Origin of the sequence: Azospirillum doebereinerae, from assembly GCF_003989665.1 — a bacterium.
GTDB classification, from domain to species: Bacteria; Pseudomonadota; Alphaproteobacteria; order Azospirillales; family Azospirillaceae; genus Azospirillum; species Azospirillum doebereinerae.
Window position 1 is genome coordinate 214451 of record NZ_RZIJ01000006.1, and the last position, 16263, is coordinate 230713.

Consider the following 16263-nt stretch of genomic DNA (forward strand, 5'->3'; position numbering starts at 1 on the left):
ACGCGCGCCGAATCCGGTTGCTGATGGCGTTGCGCCAGGCCGGCGTGACCGACACCACGGTGTTGTCCGCCATCGAACGGACCCCGCGCGAGCTGTTCGTTCCCGACGCCTTCCAGGACCAGGCCTGGGAGAACATCGCCCTGCCCATCGATCTGGGGCAGACGATCAGCCAGCCGCTGATCGTCGGGCTGATGACCCAGGCGCTGGAGCTGAACCCCCGGCATCTGGTGCTGGAGGTCGGCACAGGCTCCGGCTATCAGGCGGCGATTTTGTCGCGGCTGTGCCGCCGGGTCTTCACCATCGAGCGGCTGAAGCCCCTGCTGGCCGAGGCGGAGGGCCGTTTCCGCGCGCTGAGGCTGGACAACGTCACGACCCGCCACGGCGACGGGACGCGCGGCTGGCCGGAGCAGGCGCCCTTCGCGCGCGTGTTGGTCACAGCCGCCGGGGGCGCGGATCCGCCAAAAGACTTGACGGATCAACTCGCCGTTGGTGGTGTCATGATCATCCCGCTGGGCGGGGACCACCGCGATCAGAAGGTGGTCCGCTTCCGGCGCACCGACTCCGGTCTCACTCGGGAGGACCTGTGGCCCGTCCGTTTCGTTCCGCTGCTGTCCGACCCGCCGCAACAGGTCCGTCCCGCATGAAGTCCGCCGTTTCGCCGCGTTCCTCCGCCCTGCGCCTTGCCGCCGTCTCGCTGGCCGTGCTGGCGCTGGTGGGCTGCGAGCGCATCGGCGGTCTGGCGCCCTTCACCAACATGGCGGGCGGGGTGCCGGACTCGGCGGCCGGCGCCATCACGGTGCAGAAGGGCGACAACGCCTACTCCCTCTCCCGCCGCTACAACGTGCCGCTGCGCGACCTGATCGAGGTCAACCGGCTGTCGCCGCCCTACAAGCTGGAGGTCGGGCAGCGCCTCGCCCTGCCGACGGCGCGGCAGTACATCGTGCAGAAGGGGGACACGCTCTACGGCATCTCCCGCATGCACAACGTGGACGTCAGCGAGCTGACCCAGTTGAACAATCTGACGCCGCCCTACGCGGTGCAGGCCGGGCAGCCCCTGCGCCTGCCGGGCGCCGGCGGCGGCGCGGCTCCCGGATCGGCCCCTGGATCGGTTGCCGGGCCGGTCGTTCTGGCCGAAGCCTCCCCGCCGCCGGGCCGCAGCGCCGGGCGCGGCTCGATCCAGGCGACCGAACTGCCGGCGTCGGGCGCGTCCGTTCCTCCGAATGCGCCTGCGTCGGGCGGCGTCGTCGCGACGCCCCTGCCGGCGGGCGGTGTCCCCGCCGCCGGGGAGCCGGAGGTGGCCTATCAGCCGGGCCAGGCCCCGGTTTCGCTGCGTCCGCCCGACCGCAAGCCCGGCGTGACGGCGGAGCCGCTGCCGGCCAACCCGGCGGCGTCGGAGCCCGCGCCGGCCGCCGTCGCCTCGCCGGTGCCGCCCGGCCTGCCGGCCGGCCGCACCGCGCCGGCCCAGCAGGAGGTCGCGGCGGCGGCCCCGCCCAAGCCGGAACCGAAGGCGGAGGCCGGGGCGCCGCCACCGCGCGGCGGGGCCCGCTTCCTGTGGCCGGTCAAGGGCAAGCTGATCTCGGGCTACGGCCCCAAGCCCGACGGCCTGCACAATGACGGTCTGAACATCGCCGCCTCCAAGGGCACGGCGGTGGTCGCCGCCGACAATGGCGTCGTCGCCTACGCCGGCAACGAGCTGCGCGGCTTCGGCAACCTGCTGCTGCTCAAGCACGCGGACGGCTGGATCACCGCCTACGCCCATCTCGACCGCATCGACGTGGAGCGCGGGGCCACCGTGAAGCGTGGGCAGGCGGTGGGGAAGGTCGGGCAGACCGGCTCCGTCAGCAGCCCGCAGCTTCACTTCGAACTGCGCAAGGGCAGCCAGGCGGTGGACCCGACCGACCAGATGGACCGCAAGTCTATCGAAGGGGCTTTTCGAGACGGCCCGCTAGGTCCTGGATGAACTGCCACGCGACGCGGCCCGACCGGCTGCCGCGCGTGACCGACCATTCGACCGCCTCGGCGTGGAGCCGGTCCGCCGGGACCTCCAGGCCGAAATGGCGGGCGTAGCCCTCGACCATCGCGAAGTAGGTGGTCTGGTCGCAGTTGTGGAAGCCCAGCCACAGGCCGAAGCGGTCGGACAACGACACCTTCTCCTCGACGGCTTCGGCCGGGTTGATGGCGGTCGAGCGCTCGTTCTCGATCATGTCGCGCGGCATCAGGTGGCGGCGGTTGGAGGTGGCGTAGAACACGACGTTCTCCGGCCGCCCCTCGATCCCGCCGTCCAGCACCGCCTTCAATGACTTGTAATGCGCGTCGTCGTGGTCGAAGGACAGGTCGTCGCAGAACAGCACGAAGCGCCGCGCCTCGCCCTTCAGCCGGGCCAGCAGCCGGGGCAGGCTGGGGATGTCGTCGCGCTGGATCTCGACCAGCGCCAGCTCGCCCGGCCGTTCCTGCACGATCACCGCGTGGATCGACTTGACCAGCGAGCTCTTGCCGGTGCCGCGCGCGCCCCACAGCAGGGCGTTGTTGGCCGGATGACCGGCGGCGAAGCGCCGGGTGTTGTCGAGCAGGATGTCGCGCTGCCGCTCGATCCCTTGGAGCAGCGCGATCTCCACCCGGTTGACGGCGGGCACCGGCTCCAGCCGGTCGGGCTCGGTGTGCCAGACGAAGGCGTCGGCCGCCCTCAGGTCGAAGGGCGCGGGCGGGGGAGGGGCCAGACGGTCGAGCGCGTCGGCGATGCGGGTCAGCAGGGGAAGCAGGGAGTCGGAAGACATCGTTTTCCAGGCACCTTTTTCACAAAATTTCATGGAAACCGGGCGTCGGCGCAGCCATCTTTCCGACGCGTTCGCACGGTATCACAGCGATGCGGGCGCACAAGCCGTCGCCATTCCCCGCTTCGCGCCGCATCACCGTTGCATCCGGGGCATGGGCGGCTATAGTCGCGGCGTCCCGGCGGTCAAGCCGATTCCGCGCGAGATCAACTTATTCAGGAGCTCCCAAGATGTTCGTTTCGACGGCTTATGCACAGACCGCGGCGCCGGCTGGCGGCAGCGATATGCTCGTGCAATTCCTGCCGCTGATTCTGATCTTCGTCGTCTTCTACTTCCTGCTGATCCGCCCGCAGCAGAAGAAGATGAAGGAGCACAAGGCGATGCTCGGCAACATCCGTCGCGGCGACCGGGTCGTCACCGGCGGCGGCATCATCGGCGTCGTCACCAAGGTCGGCACCGACGACGAGCTGACGGTCGAGATCGCCGAGAACGTCCGCGTCCGCTGCGTGCGCTCCACCGTGAACCTCGTGCTCGCCAAGACCGAGCCGGCCAAGCCCGGCGACGGCACCGCCGCCACCACCGAAGGCCAGGCCAAGCCCGGCGAGACCCCGGCCGCCGGCGGCATCGGCAAGCTGTTCGGCCGCAAGTAAACCGGCCACGTAGAACCGGCGCGAGCACACTGGCGAACGCCGGCCGTCGAATCGGATTCGAGTGACGCATGCTCTATTTTTCGCGTTGGAAGATTTACACGATCGTGGCGATCTGCGTCGCCGGCTTCATCGTGATGCTGCCGAACTTCCTCGGCCGCGAGACGTTGGCGAGCCTGCCCAGCTGGTACGCCCACAGCAAGGTCTCGCTGGGTCTCGACCTGCGCGGCGGATCGCATCTGTTGCTCGAAGTCGACATGAGCGCGGTGATCCGCGACCGCGTCGAGGGGCTGGTGGACGGCGCGCGCCAACAGCTGCGCACGGCCAACGTCGGCTACACCGCGATCAACGCCGGTGACCGCGCGGTGACCGTCCAGCTCCGCGACCCGGCCCAGTCCGAGGACGCGGTGAAGGCGCTGCGCGGCCTCGCCAGCCCGGTGGGCGGCGGCGCGCTGGGCGGCGGCCAGCCGGACGTGACGGTGGCCGCCAGCGGCAACACCGTGACGGTGACGCTGAGCGAGGTGGCCTTGCGCGACCGCGCGACCCAGGCCATCGAGCAGTCCATCGAGATCGTCCGTCGCCGCATCGACGAGACCGGCGTGAACGAGCCGACCATCGCCCGCCAGGGCACCGACCGCATCCTGGTCCAGCTTCCCGGCGTCGAGGATCCCGACCGCGTCAAGCGGCTGCTCGGCACCACGGCCAAGATGACCTTCCGTCTGGTCGACACCAACGCCGACGCCTCGACCGGCCGCGCCCCTCCGGGCTCGGAGATCCTGCCGTCCGCCGAGGGCGAGCGGTTCCAGACCAATTACGTCATCCGCAAGAAGGTCGAGGTCGACGGCGCCACGCTGAAGAACGCCTCGGCCTCCACCAACTCGCAGAGCGGCGAGTGGGTGGTGAACTTCGAGTTCAACAGCGCCGGCGCCAACCGCTTCGCCGAGATCACCCGCGCGAACGTCGGGCGTCCCTTCGCCATCGTGCTCGACAACAAGGTCATCAGCGCGCCGGTCATCCGCGAGCCGATCACCGGCGGGCGCGGCCAGATCAGCGGCAACTTCTCCGCCGCGACGGCCAACGACCTGTCCGTGCTGCTGCGCGCGGGCGCCCTGCCGGCCCCGCTGAAGGTGATCGAGGAGCGCACGGTCGGCCCCGACCTCGGCGCCGATTCGATCCGCGCCGGGCTGACGGCGGTGGCGGTCGGCTTCGTCATGGTCTGCGTCTACATGATTGCGTCCTACGGGCTGTTCGGCTCCTTCGCCTGCTTCGCCCTGCTGATCAACCTGGTGCTGACGCTGGCGGCGCTGTCGCTGCTCCAGGCCACCCTGACGCTGCCCGGCATCGCCGGCGTGCTGCTGTCGCTGGGGCTGGCGGTCGACGCCAACATCCTGATCAACGAGCGCATCCGGGAAGAGACGAAGAAGGGCCGGGGCGTCTTCGCCTCGATGGAGGCCGGGTTCAGCCGCGCCTACAGCACCATCGTCGATTCGAACCTGACGACGGCGATCAAGATGGCGCTGCTGTTCATCTTCGGCACCGGCGCCATCAAGGGCTTCGCCGTCACCATCACCTTCGGCATCCTGATTTCCATGTTCACCGCGACGGTGCTGGTGCGCCTGATGATGGTGACGTGGTTGCGCCGCACGCGGCCCGCCGCGCTGCCGGTTTGAGAGGACGATCCATGTTCCACCTCCGCCTCGTCCCCGACAACACCAAGATCCCCTTCATGAACGGCCGGTTCGCCGGCCTGATCACGTCGGCGTTCCTGTCCATCGCGTCGATCATCCTGTTCTTCCACCCCGGCCTGAACTACGGCATCGACTTCCAGGGCGGCATCGTCATCGAGGCCCGCACCCCGCAGGCCGCCGATTTCGTGTCCCTCCGCCACTCGCTGGGCGGGCTCGGCATGGGGCAGGTGGCGTTGCAGGAGTTCGGATCGCCCCAGGACGTGCTGATCCGGCTGGAGCGCCAGCCCGGCGACGACGCCGCCCAGCAGGTCGCGGCCGACAAGGTGCGCGCCACGCTGGCCGAGACCCTGCCCGGCACCCAGGTCCGCCGCGTCGAAGCGGTCGGCGCCTCGGTCAGCGCCGAGCTGTTCGCCAACGGCATGCTGGCGATGGGCCTCGCGATGGTGGCGATGCTGCTCTACATCTGGTTCCGCTTCGAATGGCAGTTCGGGCTGGGCGCGGTGGTGACGCTGCTGCTGGACATCACCAAGATCATCGGCTTCTACGCCGTGACCGGCATGCAGTTCAACCTGACCGCCATCGCGGCGATCCTGACCATCATGGGCTATTCGATCAACGACAAGGTCGTGGTCTATGACCGGATGCGCGAGAACCTGCGCATCTACAAGAAGATGCCGCTGCGCGACCTGATCGACCTGTCGATCAACGAGACGTTGAACCGCACGCTCGGCACGTCCATGTGCACCTTCCTGTCGGTCATCCCGCTGGCGCTGATCGGCGGCGAGGCCTTGCAGGATTTCGGCATCGTGCTGCTGCTCGGCGTGTTCATCGCCACCACCTCGTCGATCTTCATCGCCGCGCCCATCTTGCTGTTCCTGGGCGAGAACCGGCTGCGCCGGGGAACGCCGGAAGCGGCCGGTCCCGGCAACCCGGCGACGACGCCGTAACGCAACGGGAAACGGGGCAGCACAAGCATGGCCGACATCACGCCGATGATCCCGTCCGACCGTCAGGTCATCGACGGCTATGGCAAGGGGCAGTTCTGCGTGTCCGGGCAGTGGCGGGTCGGCGCGGTGATCGTGCTGCCCGACCGGACGCTGCCCTGGTCCGCCACCGAGGTGGCGTCGCTGACCGCCGCCGACTTCGCGGCGGTCAGGGAGGCGGTGCCGAAGGTGGAGCTTCTGCTGCTCGGCACCGGCCCGACCATGAAGCTGGTGCCCAAGGCCCTGCGCCAGGAGCTGCGCGCGGATGGCATCGTGGTGGAGTTCATGGACAGCGGAGCCGCCTGCCGCACCTACAACGTGCTGCTGGCCGAAGGTCGGCGGGTGGCGGCGGCGCTGCTGCCGGTGTAAAGCTCAGCGGTTCTCCGTCACACGGCACAAACGACAAAGGCGTCCCGGTCGGGACGCCTTTGTCGTTTGTGCCTAAACCCCGGGTCGCATAGGCACGAGTAAGCCCTTCTCCCCTTGCGGGAGAAGGGTTGGGATGAGGGGTATTCCGCCTGCAAAGGCGGAAAGAACAAGAAGCCTCTTGGCCGGCTGACGCCGGCTCCCCCCTCACCCCAACCCCTCTCCCGCGAGGGGAGAGGGGCTTGTTCGCGCCTATGATCCGGATCAGACGCCGAGCTGCTCGGCGGCGAAATCCCAGTTCGCCAGATTGTCGATGACGGCCTTCACGAAATCCGCGCGGCGGTTCTGGAAGTCGACGTAGTAGGCGTGCTCCCACACGTCGATGGTGAAGAGCGGCTTCTGGCCGTGGGCCAGGGGGGTGTCGGCGTTGCCGGTCTTGCCGACCTTCAGCTTGCCGCCATCCTCGTACAGCCACGCCCAGCCCGAGCCGAACTGGGTCAGGGCGGCCTGGGTCAGCTCCTGCTTGAACGCCTCCACGCTGCCGAAGTCGGCGACGATGCGCGCCTCCAGGGCGGCCGGGATGGTGCCGCCGTCCTTCTTCAGGCACTGCCAGAAGAAGGTGTGGTTCCAGACCTGCGCGGCGTTGTTGAAGATGCCGACCTTGGCGGCGTCGCCCGCCGATTGCTTGATCACGTCCTCGAGGCTGGCGTCCGCCAGGGCCGAGTCCTTGGTCAGGTTGTTCAGGTTGGTGACGTAGGTCTGGTGGTGCTTGTCGTGGTGCAGGTGCAGCGTCTCGGAGGAGATGTACGGCTCCAGCGCGTCGTACGCGTAGGGGAGCGGCGGCAGTTCGAACGCCATGTGGGTTGCCCTCTCTTCTTGGGTTGCCTGACCGGGCTTGGCCTTGACGGCACACGGTCTTCGCCCGACCCAATAGGCCGATGCCGGAACAAAGTGAAGTCTGGAATCGGTCTAGAGTGAGCGAAGACGCTCTGAACGTTGGCAAAAAACGGCCTCGGCCGCCCGGTTTCCGGAGCGTACAGCAGCCTCGAGCGTGGCTGGAAGCCCCGTTTCCGTCCAGTCGCCGGCCAGCGCCAGATTCGACCAGCGGGTTTGAGCGGGCGGGCGGCGCGACACCGAGTCGGGGGCCTGATCGGGCGTCGCCCGGCGCTCCTTGACGACCCGGAAGGGCCGAATCGGGCCATCGAGTCGCAGCGCCGCCGCCACGTCGCGCCACAGCAGGGTGGCGATCTCGTCGGCCGGGCGGGCGGCCAGCGCGTCGGCGTCGCTGACGGTGACCGACACCACGTCGTCGCGGGCGAACAGCCACTCGGCCACGCCGCCGACCAGCCCCAGGAAGGGAAGCCCGCCCGGCAGGGGCACGGGGGCCTCAATGCGGTAATGGACGCCGACGATGGCCGGGCCGGGCGGCGGGACGCGCAAGCCCGGCACCAGCCGTTCCACCACCCAGGCCGGCGCCGCCAGCACGACGGAATCGCGCGCGCCCAGATCAAGCGAGGCGCCGCCGACCGACAGCCCGGCGACCCGTCGGTCCGCGAACCGCAACCCGTCCAGCCGCGCGCCGAACCGGATGGTGCCGCCCAACGCCTCCAGCCGGCGCAACGCCGGATCGACGAAGGCGGCGGCGAGGCCACGGCTTGCGATCACCGGCCGGCAGGCGGCCTCGCCGCGCAGCAGGGTTTCCCGGATCACCGCACCGAACAGCCGGGCCGACACCCGCGCGGTCGGTCCGTTCATCGCGGAGATCGCCAGGGGCCGCCACAGACGCTCGTGGAGCGGCCCACCCGGCGGCAGCGCCTCGTCCAGCGTCGCCGGGGCCGGGGCGGTCACGGCCCGCAGCGCGGCGAGGTAGTGCCAGGGCCGGCTGCCCGGCACCCGCCGCGTCTCGTCGAACAGCCACAGCCCGCCGGGCCGCAAGGTCCAGGCGGCGCCGTCGCGAAGATCGAGGAAGGGAAAGGCGGCCGGGCGGATTTCCGTCAGCGCGTCCGAACCGCCAGTCCGGGCGGCGTAGTCCATCAGCGCCCGGTTGCCGCCGAGCACCATGTGGCTGCCGTTGTCGAGGCGGCGGTCGAGCGTCGAATCGTGGAAGGAGCGGCAGCGTCCTCCAGCCTGGGGCGCCTGTTCGTAGAGCCGGACGGGAACGCCCCGTTCGGCCAGGCGCAGCGCGGCGGCGAGCCCGGCCAAGCCGGCGCCGATCACATGCACCGTGCCGCCGGAGGAGGACGAATCGGGGATCGTCACGCGGAGGGCGGGGCGCCGAATCGGCAGCGCAGCGCCACCCAGGCGCTTTCCCGCCGGCCGACGCGGACGCGTAGGGCGGGATCGCTCCAGCCGCGCGCCCGCAGGCGCCGCAGCAGGCGGTGGTACAGCACCATCATCGCGGTCGCCGCCCACAGCGAGCCGCATTTCCTGCCGGCGATGGCCTGCCGCGCCTCGGCGAAGCGGGTCTCCGCCAGATCGGCCAGGGCCTCGCAGGCCTGGGGAAGGCCGGGATGGGCCAGCACCCTGTCCGGCACCGAGGTGCCGATCCCGGCGGCAAGCAGCAGCTCGTGCGGCAGGTACATCCGGCCGAGCGTCGCGTCCTCCGTCAGGTCGCGCAGGATGTTGGTCAGTTGCAGCGCCTCGCCGAGCGCGAGGGCGAAGGCCTCGTTGGCCGGGTCGGCGCGGTCGAAGACGCGGATCGCCAACATCCCCACGGCACCGGCGACCCGACGGCAATAGACCCGCAGCGTCGCCAGCTCCGGCGCCCGCAGTCCCTCGCCGACGTCCATCGCCATGCCGTCGATCAGGGCTTCCAGCTCGCCGCGCGGCAGGCCGTAGCGGTCGATGGCGCCCTTCAGCGCCGCCGCCAGCGGGCTGGTCGGGGCGCCGCCGGCGTAGAGGCTGCGGATCTCCCGCCGCCACGCGTCGAGCGCGGCGCGCTTCTCCTCCGGGTCGCCCGGCTCGTCGGCGATGTCGTCGATTCGCCGGCAGAAGGCGTAGATTGCGAACATCGCCGCGCGCTTGGACGCCGGCAGCAGCCGCATCGGCCAGTAGAAGGTGCTCCCCGACCGCTCCGCCACCGCCGAGGGCGTGTCGGTCGTCAGCGGCGGCGCCGAGTCGGTCGGTGGGGTGGTCATGGAGGGGCGAATCCTGGGCCGGGCGTTCGGGCGGGAACGCGGCCCAGGAGTTTAGGAGGCGGAGAAGCTTCGCGCCAGCCCCCGCGCCACCGCGACCAGCTTGTGATGCGCGCCCAGCGTCACCCGCGCCTTCATCGGGTCGCGCGCCTTGAGCCGTTGCGACAGGGATTGCGCGACGCTGAGGATCACCGACGCCTCCATCCGCAGGCCGCGATGCTGGATCAGGCCGGGCAGGGGGGCGGCGCGCTCCAGCAGGCGGTCGGTGTGCTCCAGCGCCTGGTCGAAGATCGCGCGCAGGCGGGGGTCGGTTTCGCCCTCCACCAACCGCTCGACGCTGATGCCGGCCTCCTCGAACCACGCCAGCGGGATGTAGCAGCGGCCGAGCTGGGACCAGTCGTCGCGCGCGTCCTGGAGGTGGTTGAGCACCTGGAGGGCCGAGCACAGCGCGTCCGAGGCCGGACCGGCGGCCACGCCCTCGCCGTGCAGTTCCAGCAGGTAGCGCCCGACCGGGTTGGCCGAGAAGCGGCAGTAGAGCAGCAGGTCGCTCCAGCTGTGGCAGCGGGCGCCGACGGCGTCGCGGCGGAAGGCGCGCAGCACCTGACGGGCGTGGCGGTCGCTGACGCCGGTGGCGTTCAGGCTCTCGCGCAGGTCCAGCGCCGGCTTGAGGTAGGCGTGCTTGGCCTGGCCGGAGGTCAGCGCCCGTTCGAGCGCCTCCAGATAGGCCAGCTTGGTCTCCGGTTCGAGATCGGCGTCGTCGGCGATGTCGTCGGCCAGCCGCAGGAAGCGGTAGAACGACATCACGTGGGGGCGCAGGTGCTTGGGCAGCAGCCGCGACGCCACGGGGAAATTCTCCGTGCTTTCGTCCTTGCGGGCGATGGGGTTGGGCTTGCGGGGCTTGGTCGGGGCGATGTTGAAATCGGTCATGGGTTCCGTGCCTGCTGCGCGTCGGGGCTGGCGGTGCGACCTTCTCTGCTTCATATAGGCCGGGACTTGGGGTTTGCCTTCTGTCCCAAATCGCTCCACCCCTCTTTTTCCATTCAAGGTTCACATGGCGAAGTCGACCACCGACCTGTCCTATTGCGGACGGGAGGTCCGGAAATATGACAACGACCACTTTCTGGCAGGTCTCTTCGCTCCGGCCGACCGGCGCGAGCCCCTGTTCGCCCTTCACGCCTTCAACCTGGAGATCGCCAAGACCCGCGAGGTCGTCAGCGAACCGATCCTGGGCCAGATGCGTCTCCAATTCTGGCGCGACGGCATCGAGGCTGTCTATGGGGATGGACCCGTACCACGCCATGAAGTGATGGATCCGCTGGCGCAAGCCGCGAAATCGCTGGGTTTGAGCCGCGCCCTGTTCGACCGGCTGATCGACGCGCGCGAGGCCGACCTCGACGACACCCCGCCGGCCGACCTGACCTGTCTGGTCAACTACGCCGAGGTGACGGGGGCGCCGCTGGTGCAGCTGGCCCTGGAGATCCTCGGCGTGCGGGACGAGGCGGCGCACGCCGCCGGGCGCCATGTGGGGATCGCCTACGCCCTGACCGGCATCCTGCGGGCGGTGCCCTTCCTGGCGCGCCAGCACCGGCAGCTGCTGCCGGCCGACCTGATGGCCAAGCACGGGGCGCGGTCGGAGGATTTGTTCGAGCTGCGCTCGACGCCGGAGCTGCGGCCGGTGATCGGGGATGTGGCACTGGTGGTGCGGAAGCATCTGCGCGAGGCGCGGGCCTTGCGCCGGTCGGTGCCGAGGGCGGCGCTGCCGGCGCTGCTGCCGGCGGTGCTGGCCGAGCTGCATCTGGCGGTCGTCGCGCGGGAGGGCAACGACGTGTTCGCGCCGCGCGTGCTGTTGCCCAACCCGTTCCGGCAGTTGCGGCTGGGCTGGGCGGCGTTGCGGGGGCGGTATTGAGAGGGGCTTTGCCCCCTCCCTAACCCTCCCCCGCTTCGCGGGAGAGGGAACCGCCACCGGACTTTTGCAAGGAGCCGGCTCCCTCTCCCGCCGGAGGCGGGGGAGGGATGGGGAGGGGGCAACCGTGGCCGCCACCCATCAATCGGCCGCCAGCCACCCTTCCAGATCGGCCAACGCGCGGCGGGTGTAGGCCAGCTTGCGGTCGCGGCCTCGGATCTTCTCGTCCACCGGGGGGAACAGGCCGAAGTTCACGTTCATCGGCTGGAAGGTCTCGGCCTCCGCTCCGCCGGTGATGTGGCCGAGGATGGCGCCCAGAGCGGTGGTGACCGGCGGGTTGACGATCTCCCGGCCCAGCCGCTCGGCCGAGGCGAAGCGGCCGGCGAGCAGGCCGACGGCGGCGCTCTCCACGTACCCCTCGCAGCCGGTGACCTGACCGGCGAAGCGCAGGCGGGGCAGGGACTTCAGCCGCAGGGCGCCGTCGAGCAGGCGCGGGCTGTTCAGGAAGGTGTTGCGGTGCAGGCCGCCCAGCCGGGCGAACTCGGCCTTCTCCAGGCCGGGGATCGTGCGGAAGACCCGGGCCTGTTCGGCGTGGCGCAGCTTGGTCTGGAAGCCGACGAGGTTGTAGAGCGTGCCCAGCGCGTTGTCCTGGCGCAGCTGGACCACGGCGTAGGGGCGGCGTTCGGGCTTGTGCGGGTTGGTCAGGCCGACCGGCTTCATCGGGCCGTAGCGCAGCGTGTCGACGCCGCGCTCCGCCATCACCTCGATGGGCAGGCAGCCTTCGAAGTAGGGGGTGTTCTTCTCCCACTCCTTGAAGTCGGCCTTCTCGCCGGTGATCAGCGCGTCGATGAAGGCGCGGTACTCGTCCTTCTCGAAGGCGCAGTTGATGTAGTCCTTGCCGGTGCCACCGGGGCCGGGCTTGTCGTAGCGCGACTGGAACCACGCCTTCGACAGGTCGACGCTCTCCAGATAGACGATGGGGGCGATGGCGTCGAAGAAGGCCAGCGACTCCTCGCCGGTGAAGGCGCGGATCGCCTCGGCCAGCGGCGGCGAGGTCAGGGGGCCGGTGGCCACGATGACGCTGTCCCACTCCTCGGGCGGAAGTCCGGCGACCTCGCCGCGCTCGATGGTGATGAGGGGGTGGGTCTCGATGGCTTCGGTCACGGCGGCGGCGAAATGGTCGCGGTCCATGGCGAGCGCGCCGCCGGCCGGCACCTTGTGCGCGTCGGCGCAGCGCAGGATCAGCGAGCCGCAGCGCCGCATCTCCTCGTGCAGCAGGCCGACCGCGTTGTACTCGGCGTCGTCGGAGCGGAAGGAGTTGGAGCAGACCAGCTCCGCCAGCTTGTCGGTGTCGTGGGCGTCGGTCTTGCGGACGGGCCGCATCTCGTGGAGGACCACGGGCACGCCGCGTGAGGCGAGCTGCCACGCGGCCTCGGACCCGGCGAGACCGCCGCCGATGACATGGACGGGGCGAAGGGTGTCGGTCATGATTCGAACGTTCCAAACGAAGACTGCGGGTGATCGGCCGGCAATCTAGGCCGTCCGGTCCGAAAGCGACAGCCCTCAAAAGCAACGCGGCCGGACCCTGCTGGCCCGGCCGCGCGCGGATGCTGGAAACGAAGCGCCCATCACTCCGTGCGGATCACTCCTTGCGCGTCGTCGTGCTGCGTTCGATGGTGGTGGCGCCCGAGGGGGCGGGCGACATGGTGCTCGACCCGTAGGTCGGGGTGGTGGTCGTCGTGGTCGTCGTGCTGGTGGTGCGCTCGCTCGACGAGCCGCAGGCGGCGAGCAGCAGCGCCGCGCCGAACGCGGCGCCAACCCCGGTGAGAAGCGTCCTGGTCATTCCTCGTCTCCTGTCGTGGGAACGGACAATGACCAGGGAACACGGCCGAGGTGGCGTTTGTTCACGCCCTCTTTCGCGATTTCGGCTTCGCTTTCAGGTAGGGGGCCAAATAGCGTCCGGTGTAGCTGCGCTTGACCTTCGCCACGTCCTCCGGCGTGCCCTCCGCCACGATCTCGCCGCCGCCGGTGCCGCCCTCGGGGCCGAGGTCGATGATCCAGTCGGCGGTCTTGATGACCTCCAGGTTGTGCTCGATCACCAGCACCGTGTTGCCCTGGTCGACCAGCGCATGGAGCACCTCCATCAGCTTCTCCACGTCGGCGAAGTGCAGGCCGGTGGTCGGCTCGTCGAGGATGTAGAGGGTGCGGCCGGTGGCGCGGCGGCTCAGTTCCTTGGACAGCTTGACGCGCTGCGCCTCGCCGCCCGACAGCGTCGTCGCCGCCTGCCCGATGTGGATGTAGCCCAGCCCCACCCGTTCCAGGGTGTCGAGCTTGTCGCGGATGCCGGGGACGGCCTTGAAGAACTCCTTGCCCTCCTCGACCGTCATGTCGAGCACGTCGGCGATGGTCTTGTCGCGGTAGGTGACCTCCAGCGTCTCGCGGTTGTAGCGCTTGCCGTGGCAGACGTCGCAGGTCACGTAGACGTCGGGCAGGAAGTGCATCTCGATCTTGATGACGCCGTCGCCCTGGCAGGCCTCGCAGCGCCCGCCCTTCACGTTGAACGAGAAGCGGCCGGGGCCGTAGCCGCGCGCCTTGGCCTCCGGCAGCCCGGCGAACCAGTCGCGCATCGGGGTGAAGGCCCCGGTGTAGGTCGCCGGGTTGGAGCGCGGGGTGCGGCCGATCGGCGACTGGTCGATGTCGATGACCTTGTCGAGGTGTTCCAGCCCCAGCACCGTGTCGTGCTCGGCCGGGTGCTCGCGGGCGCCCATCAGCTTGCGGGCGACCGCCTTGTAGAGCGTTTCGATGATCAGGGTGGACTTGCCGCCGCCCGACACGCCGGTCACGCAGGTGAAGGTGCCGAGCGGGATCCTGGTCGAGACGTTCCGCAGGTTGTTGGCGCGGGCGCCGGTCACCTCCAGGAACTGGCCGGGATGGCCGGGACGGCGCTCGTCGGGGATGGGGACGAAGCGGGTGCCGTTGAGGAACTGCGCGGTGACGCTGTCGGGGTTCCGGCACACCTCCTCGGGCGTGCCCTGGGCGATGACGTTGCCGCCGTGCTGGCCGGCGCCGGGACCCATGTCGACCAGATAGTCGGCGCTGCGGATGGCGTCCTCGTCATGCTCCACCACGATGACGGTGTTGCCGATGTCGCGCAGGCGCTTGAGCGTCTCCAGCAGCCGGTCGTTGTCGCGCTGGTGCAGGCCGATGGACGGCTCGTCCAGCACGTAGAGCACGCCGGTCAGGCCGGAGCCGATCTGCGAGGCCAGGCGGATGCGCTGGCTCTCGCCGCCCGACAAGGTGCCGGAGCCGCGCGCCAGCGTCAGGTATTCCAAACCGACCGCGTTGAGGAAGCCCAGGCGGTCGTTGATCTCCTTGAGGATCCGGTAGGCGATCTCCCGGTCCTTGGGGCGCAGATGCTCGTTCAGCCCGCCGAACCACGCCGCCGCGTCGGAGATCGACAGCTCGGTGGCCTCGGAGATGTGACGGCCGTTCACCTTGACCGCCAGCGCCTCCGGCTTGAGGCGGGCGCCCTTGCAGACCTCGCAGGGCTGGGAGGACTGGTATTTCGACAGCTCGTCGCGCATCCAGGCGCTTTCGGTCTCCTTGTACCGGCGCTCCAGGTTGGTGACGATGCCCTCGAAGGCCTTGTTGGTCTGGTAGCTGCGCAGGCCGTCGTCGTAGGTCATGGTGATGGCCGAGCCGCCCGACCCGTAGAGGATCGTCTGGCGGACCTTCTCCGGCAGATCCTCCCAGGGCGTGGTCATCGACACGCTGAAATGCTGGGCGAGGCTTTCCAGCGTCTGGTCGTAGTATTTGGAGGTCGAGCCGGCCCAGGGCGCCACCGCGCCCTTGGACAGCGACAGCCGCTCGTCCGGGACCACCAGCATCGGGTCGAAGTAGATCTTGCTGCCCAGACCGTCGCAGGCCGGGCAGGCGCCGAACGGGTTGTTGAAGGAGAACAGGCGCGGCTCGATTTCCGGGATGGTGAAGCCGGAGACCGGGCAGGCGAATTTCTGCGAGAAGACCGTCTGCTCGTTGGTCTCGGCGTTCTCGACCCAGACGATGCCGTCGGCCAGACCCAGCGCGGTCTCCAGCGAATCGGCCAGACGGTTGCCCAGACCTTCCCGCACCACGATGCGGTCGACCACGACCTCGATGTCGTGCTTGAGCTTCTTGTTGAGCGCCGGGACCTCGTCGATCTCGTGCATGGTGCCGTCGACGCGGACGCGCTGGAAGCCGCGCTTGCGGAGATCCTGGATCTCCTTCTTGTACTCGCCCTTGCGGCCGCGCACGAAGGGGGCCAGCAGCAGCAGGCGGGTGCCTTCGGGCATGCTGACAATGCGGTCGACCATCTGGCTGACCGTCTGGCTTTCGATGGGCAGGCCGGTGGCCGGGGAGTAGGGGATGCCGACCCGCGCCCAAAGCAAGCGCATGTAGTCGTAGATCTCCGTCACCGTGCCGACGGTGGAGCGCGGATTCTTCGAGGTCGTCTTCTGTTCGATGGAGATGGCCGGCGACAGCCCCTCGATCGAATCGACGTCGGGCTTCTGCATCAGCTCCAGGAACTGGCGCGCGTAGGCCGACAGGCTCTCCACGTAGCGGCGCTGCCCCTCGGCGTAGATGGTGTCGAAGGCCAGCGACGACTTGCCGGAGCCCGACAGGCCGGTGATGACGATCAGTTCGTCGCGCGGCAGATCCACGTCGACGTTCTTCAGGTTGTGTTCCCGCGCGCCGCGGACGCTGATGAATTTGTTCATGGAGTGTTCTTTTA

The 16263-nt window shown here is 69.6% G+C and carries 15 protein-coding genes; 7 read left to right on the top strand and 8 right to left on the bottom strand.

Annotated elements, in window-relative coordinates; genetic code table 11:
- Positions 1-23 precede the first annotated feature (23 nt).
- Positions 24-644, top strand: a complete 621-nt coding sequence (locus EJ913_RS10430; RefSeq protein ID WP_425321109.1) for a protein-L-isoaspartate(D-aspartate) O-methyltransferase — start codon at positions 24-26, stop codon at positions 642-644.
- Positions 641-1960, top strand: coding sequence for a peptidoglycan DD-metalloendopeptidase family protein (locus EJ913_RS10435; RefSeq protein WP_244939312.1), 1320 nt, complete (start codon positions 641-643; stop codon positions 1958-1960). Before EJ913_RS10430 ends, EJ913_RS10435 begins: the two co-directional genes overlap by 4 nt.
- Here EJ913_RS10435 and EJ913_RS10440 read toward each other — a convergent pair.
- Positions 1917-2774 carry an ATP-binding protein gene (locus EJ913_RS10440; RefSeq protein WP_126997469.1) on the bottom strand — a complete coding sequence of 286 codons (858 nt, stop codon included), beginning with the start codon at positions 2772-2774 and terminating at the stop codon, positions 1917-1919. The genes EJ913_RS10435 and EJ913_RS10440 overlap by 44 nt on opposite strands.
- A 227-nt stretch (positions 2775-3001) precedes the next feature.
- Here EJ913_RS10440 and yajC point away from each other — a divergent pair, with 227 nt between their 5' ends.
- The 4 genes from yajC (at position 3002) to EJ913_RS10460 (ending at position 6458) form a co-directional block, all read left to right on the top strand.
- Positions 3002-3421: a preprotein translocase subunit YajC gene (gene yajC / locus EJ913_RS10445; protein WP_126997471.1), complete on the top strand. Its 420-nt coding sequence runs from the start codon at positions 3002-3004 to the stop codon at positions 3419-3421.
- 68 nt (positions 3422-3489) lie between these two features.
- A complete protein-coding gene (gene secD, locus EJ913_RS10450) occupies positions 3490-5088 on the top strand; it encodes a protein translocase subunit SecD (protein WP_126997473.1) in 1599 nt (532 codons plus the stop codon).
- Positions 5089-5099: 11 nt separating this feature from the next.
- Positions 5100-6053, top strand: coding sequence for a protein translocase subunit SecF (secF, locus tag EJ913_RS10455; RefSeq protein ID WP_126997475.1), 954 nt, complete (start codon positions 5100-5102; stop codon positions 6051-6053).
- Positions 6054-6080: 27 nt separating this feature from the next.
- Positions 6081-6458, top strand: a complete 378-nt coding sequence (locus EJ913_RS10460; protein ID WP_126997477.1) for an Mth938-like domain-containing protein — start codon at positions 6081-6083, stop codon at positions 6456-6458.
- 261 nt (positions 6459-6719) lie between these two features.
- On the opposite strand, the gene EJ913_RS10465 is transcribed toward EJ913_RS10460, so the two are convergent.
- The 4 genes from EJ913_RS10465 to hpnC all read right to left on the bottom strand — a co-directional run bounded on the left by EJ913_RS10465 (position 6720) and on the right by hpnC (position 10516).
- Positions 6720-7313 (bottom strand): superoxide dismutase, encoded by a 594-nt coding sequence (locus tag EJ913_RS10465; RefSeq protein ID WP_126997479.1) that lies wholly within the window; start codon positions 7311-7313, stop codon positions 6720-6722.
- 111 nt (positions 7314-7424) lie between these two features.
- Positions 7425-8714 carry a hydroxysqualene dehydroxylase HpnE gene (gene hpnE, locus EJ913_RS10470; protein ID WP_238521448.1) on the bottom strand — a complete coding sequence of 430 codons (1290 nt, stop codon included), beginning with the start codon at positions 8712-8714 and terminating at the stop codon, positions 7425-7427.
- Entirely contained in the window at positions 8711-9592 is an 882-nt protein-coding gene (gene hpnD, locus EJ913_RS10475) for a presqualene diphosphate synthase HpnD (protein WP_126997481.1), read from the bottom strand. The genes hpnE and hpnD overlap by 4 nt, the downstream gene beginning before the upstream one ends.
- Positions 9593-9643: 51 nt before the next feature.
- Positions 9644-10516 carry a squalene synthase HpnC gene (gene hpnC, locus EJ913_RS10480; protein WP_126997482.1) on the bottom strand — a complete coding sequence of 291 codons (873 nt, stop codon included), beginning with the start codon at positions 10514-10516 and terminating at the stop codon, positions 9644-9646.
- 124 nt (positions 10517-10640) lie between these two features.
- Between hpnC and EJ913_RS10485 the strand changes: the two genes are divergently transcribed.
- Positions 10641-11495 carry a phytoene/squalene synthase family protein gene (locus EJ913_RS10485; RefSeq protein WP_126997484.1) on the top strand — a complete coding sequence of 285 codons (855 nt, stop codon included), beginning with the start codon at positions 10641-10643 and terminating at the stop codon, positions 11493-11495.
- A gap of 138 nt (positions 11496-11633) precedes the next feature.
- Here EJ913_RS10485 and trmFO read toward each other — a convergent pair whose 3' ends face one another.
- The 3 genes from trmFO to uvrA all read right to left on the bottom strand — a co-directional run bounded on the left by trmFO (position 11634) and on the right by uvrA (position 16249).
- The gene (gene trmFO / locus EJ913_RS10490; RefSeq protein WP_126997486.1) at positions 11634-12980 is read right to left on the bottom strand and encodes a methylenetetrahydrofolate--tRNA-(uracil(54)-C(5))-methyltransferase (FADH(2)-oxidizing) TrmFO; all 1347 of its coding nucleotides are present in this window, start codon (positions 12978-12980) and stop codon (positions 11634-11636) included.
- Positions 12981-13134: 154 nt separating this feature from the next.
- Positions 13135-13335, bottom strand: a complete 201-nt coding sequence (locus tag EJ913_RS10495; RefSeq protein WP_126997488.1) for a hypothetical protein — start codon at positions 13333-13335, stop codon at positions 13135-13137.
- Between the two features lie 61 nt (positions 13336-13396).
- Entirely contained in the window at positions 13397-16249 is a 2853-nt protein-coding gene (uvrA, locus tag EJ913_RS10500) for an excinuclease ABC subunit UvrA (protein WP_126997490.1), read from the bottom strand.
- Between the last annotated feature and the right edge of the window lie 14 nt (positions 16250-16263).